Here is a 13,993-nt window from a genome sequence, read left to right on the forward strand (position 1 = left end):
GCCCCTGACCTGAGTCGTTGACGCCGTCAGGGCAGGGCTATCGAGTCTGCACGCGGGGGATCGACATGCGACCCAGGAACTGCGCCGGGGTGATGCGGGGCAACTGTTTGGCATGGGCGTCTGAGAAGTGGCGCAGGCCGCCCCAGAGTGCGGTGTCTCCGATCAGGAAGCAGCGGTGCTGGGCACGGGTGACGGCGACGTTGAGCAGATTGGGCTTGCTGGAGGCCCAGTGCGCCGCGCCCACCGTGTCCGTGTCGCAGCCCAGGACCATCCAGACAATGCTTTCCTCCTTGCCCTGGAAGGTGTGCACGGTGCCGACGCGCTCCCTGCACCACGTGCGCAGTTCGGTGGTGCGTGGCGCCTGCGTGCCGGGTGGGGCATCCGGGCCAAGCCAGGCGTCCTGGCTCCGCAGTCGCTCGAGCAGGGCATTCTTGATGCGCTTGAAGGGCGAAATGATGTAGACCGGGGGAAGGCTCCCGGTGCTGTGGTAGAGCGCGGCCAACGCCTGCTGCACCAGGTCGATCTGGCACGGCACGACCTGCTTGTCGCTGGTGCGGCCGGGGGCGTGTACCCAGGCGCTGCTGCCGATGTCCAGGCTGTCGGCGGGTGGCCGCGCCGCACTGGGTTCCCAGGGGTTGGAGAAGATCATCTTCCCCTCGTAGGCAATCGTGTTGGCAATGGAGAACATCGGTTCGACGCAGCGACGATGCACGCGCAGCGGACTGCCGATCCAGAGCGGCGAGCCGCCGGACTCCATGCGGGCACCGAGCGGGTTGGCCTCGTCGGCCAGTACCTGTACGGAGGTCTTGTCGGGCGAGACGTTCACGCCTGCGGGCAGTGCGCTGGTTCGGCCCAGCGCTTGCAGCAGCTTGACCGGCACGGTGAACACCGGCTCGATCTGGAGCGGATCACCCACCACGACCGCGCGCCTGGAGCGCAGCAGTGCACCGACTGCCGCCTGCGGCACGGCCTGGCCAGCTTCATCGATGAACAGCCAGCCGATCGAGTCCGGCCCCAGATGTCGGAACTGGCGTGCGACCGAGGCGAACGTGCTGGAGACAACCGGCACGATCATGAACAGGCTCTGCCAGATGGCCAGCGCATCGCGTGGCTCCTGCAGCCGCTTGCCACTCAGCAGGTGGCACAGTGCAATGACGTTCTGGGCGAAGCCGCCCCCCTTCTGCACCACTTCGTGCAGCCAGGCCTGGTGAAGCTGCAGTGCCGCCACGAAGAGGTTGGCGCGCTGCTCGTTGAGCTGCTCGCTGTTCCAGACTCCCTTGATCTGCCAGTCCTGATCTTCCAGTTCGGCCGCGTTGGCGGGATGGGACGCGGTGCCGAATTCGGCTTTCAGTTGTTCGAGCTGTTGCGTCATTCCAGCCCATTGCTGCGCCCGTGCCTGCGCGGCGGCCGATGCCTCGGCCAGGGTGCTCGCGGTTTGGCCCAGGTGCTGTTGCGCCGTATCACATTGCGTCCCGAGTTCGAGCCCGCGCTGGGTCCATCGGTGTTGATGATCTGCGTTCTGCACCATTGCGGCCGCATGGCTGTGCGCGCGCTCCCGGTCAAAGATGCGGGCCCACCAGCCAGGCTTCTCTTCCTTGAGCAGGATGCGTTGCGCCTTGAGCAGGGCGAGCTGTTCATCGGATCTGCTGCGCTGGCCCTCGAGTGCACGGCACTGCTGTGCAGCTTCCTCATGCGCGCGCTGTGCATCGCGAAGCTGAGAAGTCGTTTGCCGGCAGAAGCTCTCCTCATCGTTGCCGCTGATTTCACGGCTGAGCGAGGCAAGCCGATCCAGCTTTTCGACCAGGCCATTGACGATCGCATCGGCCTTGCCGAACGCCTGCCTGGCCTGCTGGAAGCTCATGGCTGCTGGGTTGTCCCGCCACTCCCAGAGCGACTGGTGGCGGGCGCGGTTGTAGCCCTTCGGGGTTTTGCCATCTTTTGGGGCGCTCCTGCTGATGGCCCGCACAAGTGCCTCGCGGTTGGCCTTCCTGCCCAGCGCGCAGCTGATCAACCCCCAGGCATCGCTGTCTGCCGCCGGTCGTTCATAGGCGCCCCTGCCGTTCCATTCGAGCAGGTTGCGGGCCAGTGGCCGCAGGTAGTCGAAGGTCACGTCCCCTGTGCTGTTGCGCCAGCGCGATCCTCCGGGCTTGCCCAGTGACCGGCTCTTCGGCAGGTCACGCGAAATATTCTCCACGGCGGCATTGTTCGACGATGCGACCACCATCTCGAAGCCGGTCAGGTCGGCCTTCAGTGGCGAGACCCTGCACGGCTTCTCACCTTCGAAGTTCACTTCGCGGGCTGGGCCGAGCGCAGCGGCTGGCGTCGCGTACTGTGACAATGCACGTGCGCGCCGCACGATGTTCTCAGCGAAGACCTCACGCAACAGCGTGGTCTTCCCGGTTCCGGGCGGGCCATTGACCGAGAAGATGCCTGAATCGCGCACCTGCTCGAAGATGCTGTTCACAGCGAACTGCTGCATCAGGCTCATCGTGTGTGCAGGATCGCCGGGCCAGTGGCCCCGATTGATGTGGCGCGGGCGCAGCCGGTCGGCAATCAGCGCATGGCCTTCTGGGGTGTAAAGGTCTTCGCGTCGGCTTTCAGGCAATGGGCTCAGATAGGCGCGTAGGGGCGCACTGGCCTTGCCCTGGTCGAGTGCGCCGATGGCCCGCGCGATATCCTCGACGAAGAAACTGTTGAGGATGCTGATCTCCGCGTCCTCTTCGGGCTGGGCCTCGTCGTCCTCGGCGTCGTCCGCTTCCGCCGTTGGCTCGTTGTCCGGCCCTGGGGGTGTGGCTTTTGCTGCCCGTCCCGGCTTCGGCTTGTCTTCAACGCTTTTCGCCCGGATGACCAGCAGCGGAGCGGACGCGTCGCCCGCGGAAGGGTCATGACCCGACCAGTTGCACAGGATGTCGAGCAGGCGCAACAGGTCGTCGGGGCTGCAGGGCGTTGGGCCCTCACCCTGTCCGGCGGGGGTGGCAGCGGCGCTGCGGAACGTTGCTACGTCGCGCTTGAGTGCTTCAAGGCTTGCCTGGAAGGCGTCGAAGTCCAGGCCCTGCAAGCCACGCCTGGAGATCGTGCCCAGTGCCCACGGAACGGTCGATACCGAGATTTCACCCAGCTGCAGCACGCCCTCGGCGCTTGCCCGCAGGCTGGCCGCGCAGGTCAGGCCTTCCAGTTCGGCCCGTTCGTCCTGTTCCAGCGACTCGTCTCCGCTTGGCGTCTCAGCCAGTACCCGCTGGGTGATATCGGCCAGCTGGGCTTTGTCGAATATGCCGAGGTAGACATCGAATCCGCTCAGCCTGCGACCGAATGGCAGGGGTGGGGACCACAGATCCTTCGGGTCCAATCGCTCGAGCTGATCCCTGGACAGCTGCCGTACGCTCCAGTCCGCGTCCTTCGACTCAAGGACCTGGCCCTGGAGATCGTAGGGTATGAAGAACTCAACCCTGTGCCAGAAGCTGAGGATCGCGCGATGACTGGCCTGCAACGTGTTGCGTCGTTCTTCCTTCAACTGCCTGTTCCTTCCATTGTGAAATCGGCCACGACCGGAATGCACCCTTCGTCGGCCATTGTGGCCGGCGCGCACAGCCCTGCATTGGCCATTAGCGGCCGCCGCGGTCGAGTCTTGAGTGTTCGCGACCCCGGCGCCAGCTACTGCAGGCAGGGCAGGGGCGGCGTCGCTGTACGCACGGGTCCGGCAGCGGCTGCGCGCGTGCTGGATGAACAATGCGGCAGCGGTGATGAATGCGACATCCGGCGCAAGCAGATGTCGACACGCCCTGCCGTCAGCAGGTGCTGCGTGGGGATGACCGATGGCTCAGCGCACCGACTGCGGCACGCGCCTCAGCTTTGCGGTGTTGTAACCCATGGCCGCGATGCGCTGCACGGCCTGCTGGTAGTCGCTCTCGGACACCTGTGGCGTGCGTGCCATGTACCACACGTAGTCGCGCTTGCTGCGCGCGACGATGGTCTGGCCGTAGTCATCGCGCAGCCAGGCAATCACATACTCGGCCTGGATCGGCCAGATGAACTGCATGCCCCAGATGGCGCCGTTGCCGTCCTTCTCGACCCGTCCAACAGGGTGCATCGACTTCTGGGGGGCGTCGAAGCTGCCCTTGCGATAGGTGAAGGTGGTCTGGATGCGCCCGTCGGGCTTCAATGCGTAGCTCTCCACCGCGTCGAAAGCTTTGCGCTCCGGCCATGAGGGGATGTGGGCGATCACATACCAGTCGCCCATGAAGCGTGGCACGTCCACTGAGGGCGGGCGGGGCAGGGGACGGGTATCGGTGGAACTGCAGCCGGAACCAAACAGGCTCAATGCCAGCAGGGGAAGCAGCGAGCGCATGCGCATGTCACACCTCAACGGGGGCGGAACAGATAGTGGGCGACCAGCCACTGCTGGCCGTCGTCGTAGCCGAACAGCTCGGCGCATGCCATCCAGAACATGCGCCAGCGCTGCCACCAGATCTTCGCGGCGGCCTGGCCGTAGGTCGCGACCAGCACCGGCATCACCGCCTCGCGTGCTGCATCCTGGTTGGCCAGCCAGTGGTCGGCCGTGCGCTGGTAGTGGGTGCCGTCCAGCAACCAGCGCTGGTCAAGCCGCAGGTCGCGCTGGAAATGCAGCAGCGTGTCGGCCGCCGGCATCAGGCCACCAGTGAAGAAATGGCGGCCCATCCAGTTGTCGCCGCCCTCGGTCTCGAACGGGTACATCAGCGTGCGGTGGGCGAAGATGTGCACGAACAGCGCGCCGTCGGGCTTGAGCCACTGGCTGATGCGCGCCAGCAGGCGCTCGTAGTTGCGCACATGCTCGAACATTTCCACCGAGACGCAGCGGTCGAAGCGTGCGGTTGGCAGCTCGAGCTGGTTGACGTCGCGGGTGATCACCTCGACGTTGTGCAGCCCCCGGGCCTGGCACTGCGCCATGATGTGCTGGCGCTGGCTGTGCGAATTGGACACGGCGGTGATCGCGGCGGTGGGATAGCGCTCGGCCATCCACAGGGTCAGCGAACCCCAGCCGCAGCCCAGTTCGAGGATCTGCTGGCCATCGGCCAGTCCGGCGCGCTGGCCGTACAGCTCCAGCATGGCGTCCTCCGCCTGGTCCAGCGTTTCGCGCCCGGTTGGGTAGTAGCAGCTGCTGTACTTCAGGCGCCTGCCCAGGCAGGCCTGGAAGAAGGCCGCCGGAACCTCATAGTGCTGGCGGTTGGCCGCGTCGGTATGCAGCGCGAGCGGGCTGTCGGCCAGCTCGGCGATGCGACGGCTGAAGCGTGCGGACTGTGCTTCGATACCGCCCAGCATTTCCTCGTGCAGGCGTTGCGCGCACAGGCGACGGATGCCGGCGCGCAGCGCGGCATCGGGAACCAGGCCGCGTTCGGCCCAGGCGATCAGCCCGGTTTCCGCGTCGTCGGCCGGGGTCAGTGACGGAATCGCGCTCATGCGGAATGCTCCTTGGAAGGACGAGGGAACCAGGGGAAGAACATCGGCGTGCTGCGCTGGTAGGCGCGGTAATCGTCGCCGCGGCTGCGCAGCGCCTGCTTTTCGGTGAACGGAATGCCGCTCAGGTAGCGCAGGAACACATACATCAGCAGCGGGCCGGACCACGCCAGCCACCACAGCGGCGAGCCGACCGCGAGCAGGACATAGCTGAACCACTGCAGCCACTCGAAGAAGTAGTTCGGGTGGCGGGAGTAACGCCAGAGCCCGTCGCGGCAGGTGCGACCCTGGTTTGCAGGATCCGCGCGGAACCGGGCCAGCTGATGGTCGGCCAGGCTCTCGCCGCCGACGCTCAGCAGCCAGACGAGTGCGGCGGCCACGACCCACAACGTCATGCTGGTCTGTGGATTGGCAGCCACCGCGACGAAGGGCAGGGCGAACAGCACGACCAGCAGTGCCTGGGCCATGAAGAAGCCGAAGATCTTGGCTTGATGCCCTTGCCAGTACTCGCGCAGATAACGGTAGCGACCGTCTTCCTGTTCATGGCGGACCCGATGCCACAGGTGCAGTGCCAGTCGGCTGCCCCACAGGCCACCGAGCACGCCCAGTGCAATGCGTGGCGCCGCCGCACCATCGCCGAGCCACGCCAGCAACAGGGCCGAAGCACCCACGCCCTTGGCCCAGAGCACATCGACCACGCCGATGTTGCGGTGGCGCCGCTGCCAGGCCCAGCCCCAGCTCATCACAAGCACGGCATACAGCAGTACCCACACCAGATTGATCATGACGGCGCTCCGGCCAAGGGCGGTGGAATGGTGCGGGAGCCGCGACGAGCGGCCATGCACAGCAGCGAAAGCGCGATGCTCCAGCCCACCCCCAGTACCAGCAGGCCCTGCCACAGCGGCGTAGTGAATCGAACCGCATCGAAACCGCGCGCTGCGGAGAGATAGGCCAGCGGGGCCAGCAGCAGGCCGAACGCGGCTGGCAGGGCAGGGTGGCGAAGCAGGAAGCGCATCGAAGTGGTCAGCGTCATCGCAAACGCGGCCCACAACGCCATGATCCAAAGGGGTGGCGTCCAGCCCAGCGGGGCCGCGGCGTAGCGTACGGTGCCGCTGGCGGCGGCACTGGCGTCGACCAGCCACGCGCAGGCCAGCGCCAACAGCATCAGCCGAAGATCCAGCCGAGGTTGCGGCGAGGTCAGCAGCTGGCTGCCGATGTAGAGCGACGCTGCCAGCAGCGCCGGCCATTGCCAGCCGCGCCCGGCGCCGGCCACGGCGCACAGCCAGACCAGCTGGTTGCCAAGCAGATTGGCCCAGAACCGGCGCACCTCAGCCGCCTTGACCCGATGCGCCAGCGGGACGATGCCCGGGGCGCGCCAGCAGCAGATGCGAAACGCCGATCGAACGCTCCAGGAAGCCGCCCTCGCAATAGGCCAGGTAGAACTCCCACATCCGGCAGAAGCGCGTATCAAAGCCCTGTGCCTGCACAGCGGGCAGCTGGGCAAGGAAGCGTTGGCGCCAGGCGCGCAGGGTCAGTGCGTAGGAGTGGCCGAAATCCTGCTGGGCGACCAGCTGCAGGTCACTGGATCGGGTTTTGGCCGCCATGATCGCGTTGATCGACGGAATGAAGCTGCCCGGAAACACATAGCGCTTGATGTAGTCGACGCTGCGCCGTGCCTGCTCGTAGCGGTGATCTTCGATGGTGATGGCCTGCAGCAGGGCGACACCATCGGGCTTGAGCAGGCGCTGCAGCGTTGCCATGTAGGTGTCCAGGTATTCGGCGCCGATGGCTTCGATCATCTCGATCGATACCAGCTTGTCGAACTGGCCCTGCAGGTCGCGGTAGTCCTGCATCAACAACGTGACCTTGTCCTGCAGCCCGGCTACGCGGACGCGCTCGCTGGCCAGTGCATGCTGCTCGGCGGAGATCGTGGTTGTGGTGACGTGGCAGCCGTAGTGCTGCGCCGCGTGCAGCGCAAAACCACCCCAGCCGGTACCGATCTCCACCACGCGGTCGCCCGGCTTGAGCTGCAGCTGCTGGCAGATGCGGTCCAGCTTGCGCCGCGAGGCGGATTCCAGCGACTCGCCCTCTTCGGCGAACAGGGCCGAGGAGTACATCAGGTCCGGTGACAGGAACAGGGCGAAGAAGTCGTTGCCGAGGTCGTAGTGCGCGGCGATGTTGCGGCGGCTGCCTTCGCGGCTGTTGCGGCGCAGGCGGTTCCAGCCGCGCAGCAGCCAGCCTCCCACGCGCGCCGGGCCGTGTTCCATGCTGTCGAGCAGATCGCGGTTGCGCACCAGCAGCCGGATCAGGGCGACCAGGTCGTCACAGCGCCATTCGCCATGGATGTAGCTTTCGCCGGCGCCGACGCTGCCCTGGGCCGCCACCTTGCGATAGAACGCCGGGTCCTCGATGGTGACGGTGACATGCAGCTCACCGCGGGCATCGCCCAACCAGACTTCGCCCAGCGCGTCGCGCACGCACAGGCGGCCGTCGCGCATCGGGGCGAGCTGGGCCAGCAGGCGGCGGCGCAGGAAGGCATCCAATGCGCCGGGGCGCGGCAGCGCGACCGAAGGAATCATCGAATTCATCGCGGTTTCTCGGCAAGGGTAGGGTGGTCGTGTACGGGATTGCGTTTCAGCCACAGCCGCAACGCATGCCAGTGGATGGCGGCCACCACCTGGGTGGTCATCAGTGGATAGCAGGCCAGGACGCGGGCCAGCCCGCGGCCATCCAGGGGATGTCGTTGCATGACCTGGGTGGCATCAAACTGGCGCGCGCCGTCGCGCCAGACCTGCATGTGCACGCGCAGGTCCTCATCAGGGCAGTTGAACCGCCAGTCGTAATGACAATCCATCGGCATGAAGGGCGAGACATGGAAGCACTTGTCGAACCGCCAGCGCAGCGAGGTGCCTTCCTGCGTGGCCGTTGCGACCGGCAGCACGTAGGCGTGACGTTCCTTCCAGGGTGTGTTGGTGATCTCGGCGACGATGCAGTCCAGCGTGCTGCCATCGGCCCGGTAGCAGTAGTAGAAGCTGACCGGGTTGAACACGTGACCGGCGAAGCGCAGATGGGTGAGCAGGCGGACCGGGCCGGTGGGCCGGTAGCCCAGGGTTGATGCAGCGTGGTCGCGCACTGCATCGGCCAAGGGCCGCGCGGGATCGCCGAAGTAATCGCTGCGACGGAACTCGGCCAGATTGCGGCGATTGATCGACCACAGCCAGCGCCCGGCGAACACGCTGTCGAGTTCATCCAGGTCGAGCAGCAGCTGTGCGATCGGATAGCGGAACGCATGCGGGTGTGGCAGGTGCCTGCGGTGCGCCACCTGCCCGAAGTAGAGCGCACTGGCGCTCATGCGGCCACCTCGCCGGGAGCCGCCATGACGTGGTGCGGTTCACAGGTGCGCAGTGCATCGACCACGCGGCGGGCGCTGCGGATGCCGTCCTCATGGAAGCCCCAGCCCCAATAGGCGCCTGCGAACCAGGTGTGGCGGCGGCCCTGCAGCTCGGCCCAGCGCTGTTGCGCGCGCACTGCGGCATGGTCGTGCACCGGGTGCGCATAATGCAGGGTGCGCAGCACCTTGCCCGGGTCGATTGCCTCGCTGCGGTTGAGCGTTACCACCAGGGGCGTGCTGCCGGGCAGGCCCTGCAGCTGGTTCATGCAGTAGCTGACCGTGCAGGGCGCAGCAGGGTCGCGGGGCACATGGGCATTCCATGCCGCCCACGCCTTGCGGTTGCGCGGCAGCAATGACGCGTCGGTGTGCAGCACCGCTTCGTTGGCCTGGTAGCGGATGGCGCCGAGCACGTCGCGTTCGATGGGGTCGGCGTCACGCAGCAGCGCCAGGGCCTGGTCGCTGTGGCAGGCCAGGATGACCTCATCGAAGCCTTCCACGCCGGCCGCGCTGTGCACGCGAGCGCCCCACGGCATGCGCTCGACCGACTGTACCGGGCACTCCAGCCGCTCATGCACCCGCCAGCGGGCGCGCAGGGCATCGACATAGCGGGCCGATCCACCGCTCACCACCCGCCACGGTGCACGCCCGGTCATCTGCAGCATCTGGTGGTTGGCCATGAACTGGGCCAGATAGCGCGCCGGAAAGTCCATCACCGTGGCCGTCGGGGACGACCACAGCGCGGAGGCCATCGGCAGCAGGTGCTCGTCGATGAAGGCATCGCCGTAGCGCTGGCTGCGCAGGTACTGCCCCAACGTTGGGCCCTCGTCTTCTGCCAGCAACAGGGGGGCATCGCGGTAGAACCGGCGCAGGTCGGCCAGCATGCCCCAGAACCGCGGCGACACCAGGTTGCGGCGCTGGCAGAACAGGCCATCCAGCGAGGTGGCGTTGTACTCCACGCCGCTGCGCTCGCTGTGCATCGAGAAGCTCATCGTGGTCGGCTGCGAGGCGACGCCCAGCTCGTCGAACAGTGCGGTCAGCAGCGGGTAGTGCTGGGGATTGAACACGATGAAGCCGGTGTCCACCGCCATGCGGACGCCATCCACCTGCACGTCGTGGGTGTGGGTATGGCCGCCCAGATAGTCGTTGGCCTCGAACAGCGTGACGTCGTGTTCGCCGTCCAGCCACCAGGCGCTGGCCAGTCCTGCAATGCCCGAACCGATGATCGCGATGCGCATGTCAGTACCTCGCCTTGGCCAGCACCCATTCGGGAATCGGCTTGAGCCCTTTGACCAGCCCAAGCGCCGCCATCGCGCGCAGTCCATACCAGGTCAGGTCCACTTCCCACCAGCGAAAGCCCTGGCGGACGGTGCCCGGGAAGAAGTGGTGGTTGTTGTGCCAGCCTTCGCCGAAGGTGAGCAGCGCCAGCCAGAGATTGTTGCGGCTGTCATCGCGGGTCTCGAAGCGGCGGCGACCGAAGCGATGGGCCAGCGAATTGATGGTGACCGTGGCGTGGAACAGCACGATCGTGGAGATGAAGAAGCCCCACACCAGCAATTGCGAGCCGGAGGTATGCAAGCCTGGCGCCCAGCGCTCCAACCCGGCGCCCAGTGCATACAGCGCTGCGGCCAGCAGTACCGGCACAGCCGTATCGAAGCGGTCCAGCCAGCGCAGCTCCGGGTAGCGCGCCAGGTCGGGCACCCGCGACAGGTCGGTGGCAAAGGCCTCGCGGGTCAGGAACCAGCCCATGTGGCTGCGCCAGAAGCCGCCCTCACGGGGGGAGTGCGGGTCCAGCGGCTGGTCGGCGTGACGGTGGTGGTGGCGATGGTGGGCGGCCCACCACAGCGGCCCGCGCTGTACGCTGGAGGCGCCTATCACCGCGAACACGAACTGCACCGGCCGCGATGCCTGGAAGGTGCGATGCGAGAAGTAGCGGTGGTAGAACGCCGTGATGGCGAACATGCGCACCGCATAGAGTGCTGCAGCCACGATCACCGCTGTCCACGAGATGCCCACCCAGATCACCGCGATGCAGGCCAGGTGCATCAGCGCGAAGGGCACGGCGCGCACCCAGTCGATCCGCCCCGGCCGCTCGTCGGTGGCCTCTGCGGCGTTGCCGGTATCGAACCAGCGCTGCAGCGTGCGCAGCAGGCGCCAGCGTTGACGGGGGAGGGGCGCTACAGAGGCCATGGCGGATCTCGGCGGGTTTCGTGTCTTCCTCTACGCGGCAGAAGGCCCACTGGATGCGGAGCGCGGCAGGAAATTTAGATTTCACCTGGCCGTAACGGTGCAGCGATCTGTCAGCGGCTGCGCCCAGGCCTGCTGCCATTCGCTGGCGGGGCGACCAGCCGCTGCGGCGATGAAGCGCACCGTCACCTGTGGATAGGCACCGCGTTGATCGCGCAGGTTGCTGGTGCCACGGAACTCCAGCAGGCGCTGGTCAGCGCTGGCGTATACCAGCGCAAGGCGTGGCGCGATGCCGCCGTACCAGGTGTCCAGGCTGACCTCGATCGACTGCGCATCGATCCCCTGCCAGCGCTGCGGGCCGATGCGCCTTACCTGCACCGGGAAGTAGCGCTGCCGCGCTGGGACCAGGAAGGGCAGGGTCACACGCTCGCCGCGCATGAGCGCCTGCCAATGCAGGCGCACCGCCGCGTCGAACCCTGCGTCGATGACCGCGCCGGTCGGCAGGTCGAGCTCGCGCTGCACCGGTGGGCTGCCGGCATCCTCCTTCCACGCGATCGAGACCCTGCCGCTGGCGGCCTCGACCTCGGCCTTCTGGCCGCTGCGCCGGTCCTCCAGGGTATAGCCGCGCGCCTGTGGGGCCGCGCTGGCCGGCAGGTGCTTGCGGGCGAAAGGTCGCCCGTCCGCGCATTGGTACAGCACCCAGCGCTCGGCACCCTCGGCCGCATCGCGTCGCCAGTGCACCTCGCGGTAGAGCAGGTCGCCGCGCGACGACGTTGCTACCCCCTCGCTTCGCAGCCAGGGCGCGGCCAGCGCAACATGGGGCAGGCACAGCAGCAGCCAAGCGGTACGCATCGCGTTCATCCGGGAAAGGAGGGCTGAGGTCATACGGCGGGGATGGGCGGTTGGATGCGCCTGCAGCGGCTGCATCCAATCACGGCCCCTGCGCGTAAAGAGGACAGACCTTCACCCGCCCGCCGCGAACGCCGATGTACCCTGACGCCGCCAGCAACCCCCTCAACTTCGATACCGCACGCATCGTGTCCAGTTCCCAGCAGCCGAGCAGCGAGCCGACGAACTGGGCCGGTGACATGGACGGCGTGGCACGGCTTCGTGACCGCGACTGTTTCATGCGGATCTATGATTACTTCATGCCGCGGCTGTGCGTATACCTGCGGGGCCTGGGCGTGCCTGACGCGGTGGCCGAGGAACTGGCGCAGGAGAGCCTGCTGCGGCTATGGCTGCGCGCGGCCGACTTCGATCCCGCGCAGGGTGCGCTGAGCACGTGGCTGTATCGCATCGCCCGTAACCTGCACATTGACCGCATCCGCCGCGAGCGCAGCTGGATGCAGGTGCAGGCAGCCGTCGAGGACGCAGCAACCCTGGATGTGATCGAACGCAGCAGCGCCGAACAGTTTGCCGACCAAGCCCGGCTGCGCCAGCGCATCAACGAACTGCCCGCCGTGCAGGCGCGCTTGGTGCGCATGTCCTATTTCGAGGCCAAGAGCCACAGCGAGATCGCCGAGGCGATCGGCATGCCCTTGGGTACCGTCAAGTCGCATCTGCGGCGCGCGTTCCTGCAGCTGCAGGCCAAAGTGGGAGGTGCGCTGTGAACCCGCGCCACCACCTGCACGAATCGACGTTGATGAGCTATGCCGCAGGCGCGCTGCCCACGCCACTGAGCGTGGTCGCTGGTACGCATCTGGAGCAGTGCCCGCACTGCCGCCAGCGCCTGCGCGAGGCCGAGGCGATCGGCTCGGTGCTGCTCGAGCAGACCCAGCCGCCCGCGCCTGATCCACGCCGCGAACAGCTGCGCGAGGCCATGCTGATGCAGCTGGCTGCGGAAATGCCGATTGCCATGGACCAGGCCGCGCGTCCCGTGCCGATGGAGCGGCCCGAGGCCGACCCGGACCATCTGCCTGCCTCGCTGCACCCCTACTTCGGGGCATCGCTCAGTGGGTTGCGTTGGCGCTGGATGGCGCCCGGCGTGCACTGCATCCGTGCCGAGCAGATGCCTTCGCTGATCATGCTGAAGATCGCCCCGGGCAAATGCCTGCCCATGCACAGCCATGGCCGCAGCGAGCTGACCCAGATCCTGCGCGGTTCCTACAACGATGCGCTGGGGCTGTTCGCACCCGGCGACGTGGCGGACCTGGATGAAGACGTGGAGCATCAGCCGGTGACCGCGCCGGGGGTGCCGTGCATCTGCGTGTCGGCGCTGGATGCACCGCTGGTGTTCAGCGGGTGGCTGGCGCGCAAGATCCAGCGGTTCGTGAAACTCTAGTGCGGCCCTGGCCATGGCTCAGGCACAGACATTGCGGATTCTCCTGACCGGCGCTGCAGGCCTGGTGGGGCAGGGCGTTGCCCTGGCCTGCCAGCGTTCGCCGCAGGTTGCCGGCTTGACCGCGCTGGTGCGGCGCCCGGGCAGCCTGCGCGGACCCGGCAGCGAACGGGTGGTCCCGGACTTCCTGCACATCGACGCGCAGCGTGATGAACTGGCCGGGTACGACGCATGCTTCTATTGTGCCGGTGCGCCACCGGTTGGCACTGCCGAGGCCGAGTACCGGCGCGTGACCCTGGACACCACACTGGCAGTGGCCCGCGCCTGGGCTGCGGTGAATCCGCAGGGGGCCTTCCTGTATGTCTCCGGCGCAGGCGCGGACCCGCAAAGCCGGCTGATGCCGCTGCGGGTGAAGGGCGAGACCGAGCGGGCGTTGCAGGCGCTGCCGCTGCGCGCGGTGATGCTGCGTCCGGGCGGGGTCCGGCCGGTGCCGGGGACAGGTACCCGGCATGCCCTGTTGAAACCCCTGTACTGGGGCGGCGCACCGTTGATGAAACTGGCCGGTGCGCTCGCGCCCTCGCTGATGACCAGCAACCTGGCGCTGGGCATGGCCATGATCGCCCTGGCCGGAAGAGAAAACCCGCCGGCCACGATCGAGTGCGCGGATATCAACCGGATCGCGGCAGGCATGCGCGATGCGTCCGCCTGAC

The 13,993-nt window shown here is 67.1% G+C and carries 13 protein-coding genes; 3 read left to right on the forward strand and 10 right to left on the reverse strand.

The window, feature by feature from the left end; translation table 11 throughout:
* Positions 1-37: 37 nt before the first annotated feature.
* From AC5P7A_RS14305 to AC5P7A_RS14350, 10 genes are all read right to left on the reverse strand, one after another.
* Complete coding sequence (locus AC5P7A_RS14305) at positions 38-3,511, reverse strand: DEAD/DEAH box helicase (RefSeq protein WP_495220232.1); 3,474 nt, start codon at positions 3,509-3,511, stop codon at positions 38-40.
* Between the two features lie 306 nt (positions 3,512-3,817).
* Positions 3,818-4,351 carry a lipocalin family protein gene (locus AC5P7A_RS14310; protein ID WP_495220233.1) on the reverse strand — a complete coding sequence of 178 codons (534 nt, stop codon included), beginning with the start codon at positions 4,349-4,351 and terminating at the stop codon, positions 3,818-3,820.
* A gap of 8 nt (positions 4,352-4,359) precedes the next feature.
* The gene (locus tag AC5P7A_RS14315) at positions 4,360-5,433 is read right to left on the reverse strand and encodes an SAM-dependent methyltransferase (RefSeq protein WP_014647123.1); all 1,074 of its coding nucleotides are present in this window, start codon (positions 5,431-5,433) and stop codon (positions 4,360-4,362) included.
* Positions 5,430-6,215: a DUF1295 domain-containing protein gene (locus AC5P7A_RS14320; RefSeq protein WP_495220234.1), complete on the reverse strand. Its 786-nt coding sequence runs from the start codon at positions 6,213-6,215 to the stop codon at positions 5,430-5,432. Before AC5P7A_RS14320 ends, AC5P7A_RS14315 begins: the two co-directional genes overlap by 4 nt.
* Positions 6,212-6,757, reverse strand: a complete 546-nt coding sequence (locus tag AC5P7A_RS14325) for a DUF2878 domain-containing protein (RefSeq protein ID WP_014647125.1) — start codon at positions 6,755-6,757, stop codon at positions 6,212-6,214. The genes AC5P7A_RS14320 and AC5P7A_RS14325 overlap by 4 nt, the downstream gene beginning before the upstream one ends.
* Position 6,758: 1 nt before the next feature.
* A complete protein-coding gene (locus AC5P7A_RS14330) occupies positions 6,759-8,018 on the reverse strand; it encodes an SAM-dependent methyltransferase (protein WP_041863424.1) in 1,260 nt (419 codons plus the stop codon).
* Positions 8,015-8,782 (reverse strand): DUF1365 domain-containing protein, encoded by a 768-nt coding sequence (locus AC5P7A_RS14335; protein WP_014647127.1) that lies wholly within the window; start codon positions 8,780-8,782, stop codon positions 8,015-8,017. Before AC5P7A_RS14335 ends, AC5P7A_RS14330 begins: the two co-directional genes overlap by 4 nt.
* The gene (locus tag AC5P7A_RS14340) at positions 8,779-10,056 is read right to left on the reverse strand and encodes an NAD(P)/FAD-dependent oxidoreductase (protein WP_049439856.1); all 1,278 of its coding nucleotides are present in this window, start codon (positions 10,054-10,056) and stop codon (positions 8,779-8,781) included. The genes AC5P7A_RS14335 and AC5P7A_RS14340 overlap by 4 nt, the downstream gene beginning before the upstream one ends.
* A gap of 1 nt (position 10,057) precedes the next feature.
* Positions 10,058-11,008 (reverse strand): acyl-CoA desaturase, encoded by a 951-nt coding sequence (locus AC5P7A_RS14345; protein WP_049439853.1) that lies wholly within the window; start codon positions 11,006-11,008, stop codon positions 10,058-10,060.
* A gap of 81 nt (positions 11,009-11,089) precedes the next feature.
* Entirely contained in the window at positions 11,090-11,857 is a 768-nt protein-coding gene (locus AC5P7A_RS14350; protein WP_049439851.1) for a hypothetical protein, read from the reverse strand.
* Between the two features lie 134 nt (positions 11,858-11,991).
* On the opposite strand from AC5P7A_RS14350, the gene AC5P7A_RS14355 reads away from it, so the two are divergent.
* From AC5P7A_RS14355 to AC5P7A_RS14365, 3 genes are read left to right on the forward strand one after another with little or no spacing between them, the layout of a single operon-like run.
* Positions 11,992-12,615 (forward strand): sigma-70 family RNA polymerase sigma factor, encoded by a 624-nt coding sequence (locus tag AC5P7A_RS14355; protein WP_014647131.1) that lies wholly within the window; start codon positions 11,992-11,994, stop codon positions 12,613-12,615.
* Positions 12,612-13,286, forward strand: coding sequence for a ChrR family anti-sigma-E factor (locus AC5P7A_RS14360; RefSeq protein ID WP_126412151.1), 675 nt, complete (start codon positions 12,612-12,614; stop codon positions 13,284-13,286). The genes AC5P7A_RS14355 and AC5P7A_RS14360 overlap by 4 nt, the downstream gene beginning before the upstream one ends.
* A gap of 13 nt (positions 13,287-13,299) precedes the next feature.
* The gene (locus AC5P7A_RS14365; RefSeq protein WP_495220235.1) at positions 13,300-13,992 is read left to right on the forward strand and encodes a Rossmann-fold NAD(P)-binding domain-containing protein; all 693 of its coding nucleotides are present in this window, start codon (positions 13,300-13,302) and stop codon (positions 13,990-13,992) included.
* The last annotated feature ends 1 nt before the right edge of the window (position 13,993 follow it).

Source organism: Stenotrophomonas sp. YJH_SMC_65 (assembly GCF_059369475.1).

What these genes read in the sequence shown, in the direction of transcription:
- AC5P7A_RS14310 (WP_495220233.1), bottom strand. Translation starts at nt 4,351, where the DNA reads ATGCGCATGCGCTCGCTGCTTCCCCTGCTGGCATTGAGCCTGTTTGGT.
- AC5P7A_RS14315 (WP_014647123.1), bottom strand. Translation starts at nt 5,433, where the DNA reads ATGAGCGCGATTCCGTCACTGACCCCGGCCGACGACGCGGAAACCGGG.
- AC5P7A_RS14320 (WP_495220234.1), bottom strand. Translation starts at nt 6,215, where the DNA reads ATGATCAATCTGGTGTGGGTACTGCTGTATGCCGTGCTTGTGATGAGC.
- AC5P7A_RS14330 (WP_041863424.1), bottom strand. Translation starts at nt 8,018, where the DNA reads ATGAATTCGATGATTCCTTCGGTCGCGCTGCCGCGCCCCGGCGCATTG.
- AC5P7A_RS14335 (WP_014647127.1), bottom strand. Translation starts at nt 8,782, where the DNA reads ATGAGCGCCAGTGCGCTCTACTTCGGGCAGGTGGCGCACCGCAGGCAC.
- AC5P7A_RS14340 (WP_049439856.1), bottom strand. Translation starts at nt 10,056, where the DNA reads ATGCGCATCGCGATCATCGGTTCGGGCATTGCAGGACTGGCCAGCGCC.
- AC5P7A_RS14345 (WP_049439853.1), bottom strand. Translation starts at nt 11,008, where the DNA reads ATGGCCTCTGTAGCGCCCCTCCCCCGTCAACGCTGGCGCCTGCTGCGC.
- AC5P7A_RS14350 (WP_049439851.1), bottom strand. Translation starts at nt 11,857, where the DNA reads ATGCGTACCGCTTGGCTGCTGCTGTGCCTGCCCCATGTTGCGCTGGCC.
- AC5P7A_RS14355 (WP_014647131.1), top strand. Translation starts at nt 11,992, where the DNA reads ATGTACCCTGACGCCGCCAGCAACCCCCTCAACTTCGATACCGCACGC.
- AC5P7A_RS14365 (WP_495220235.1), top strand. Translation starts at nt 13,300, where the DNA reads ATGGCTCAGGCACAGACATTGCGGATTCTCCTGACCGGCGCTGCAGGC.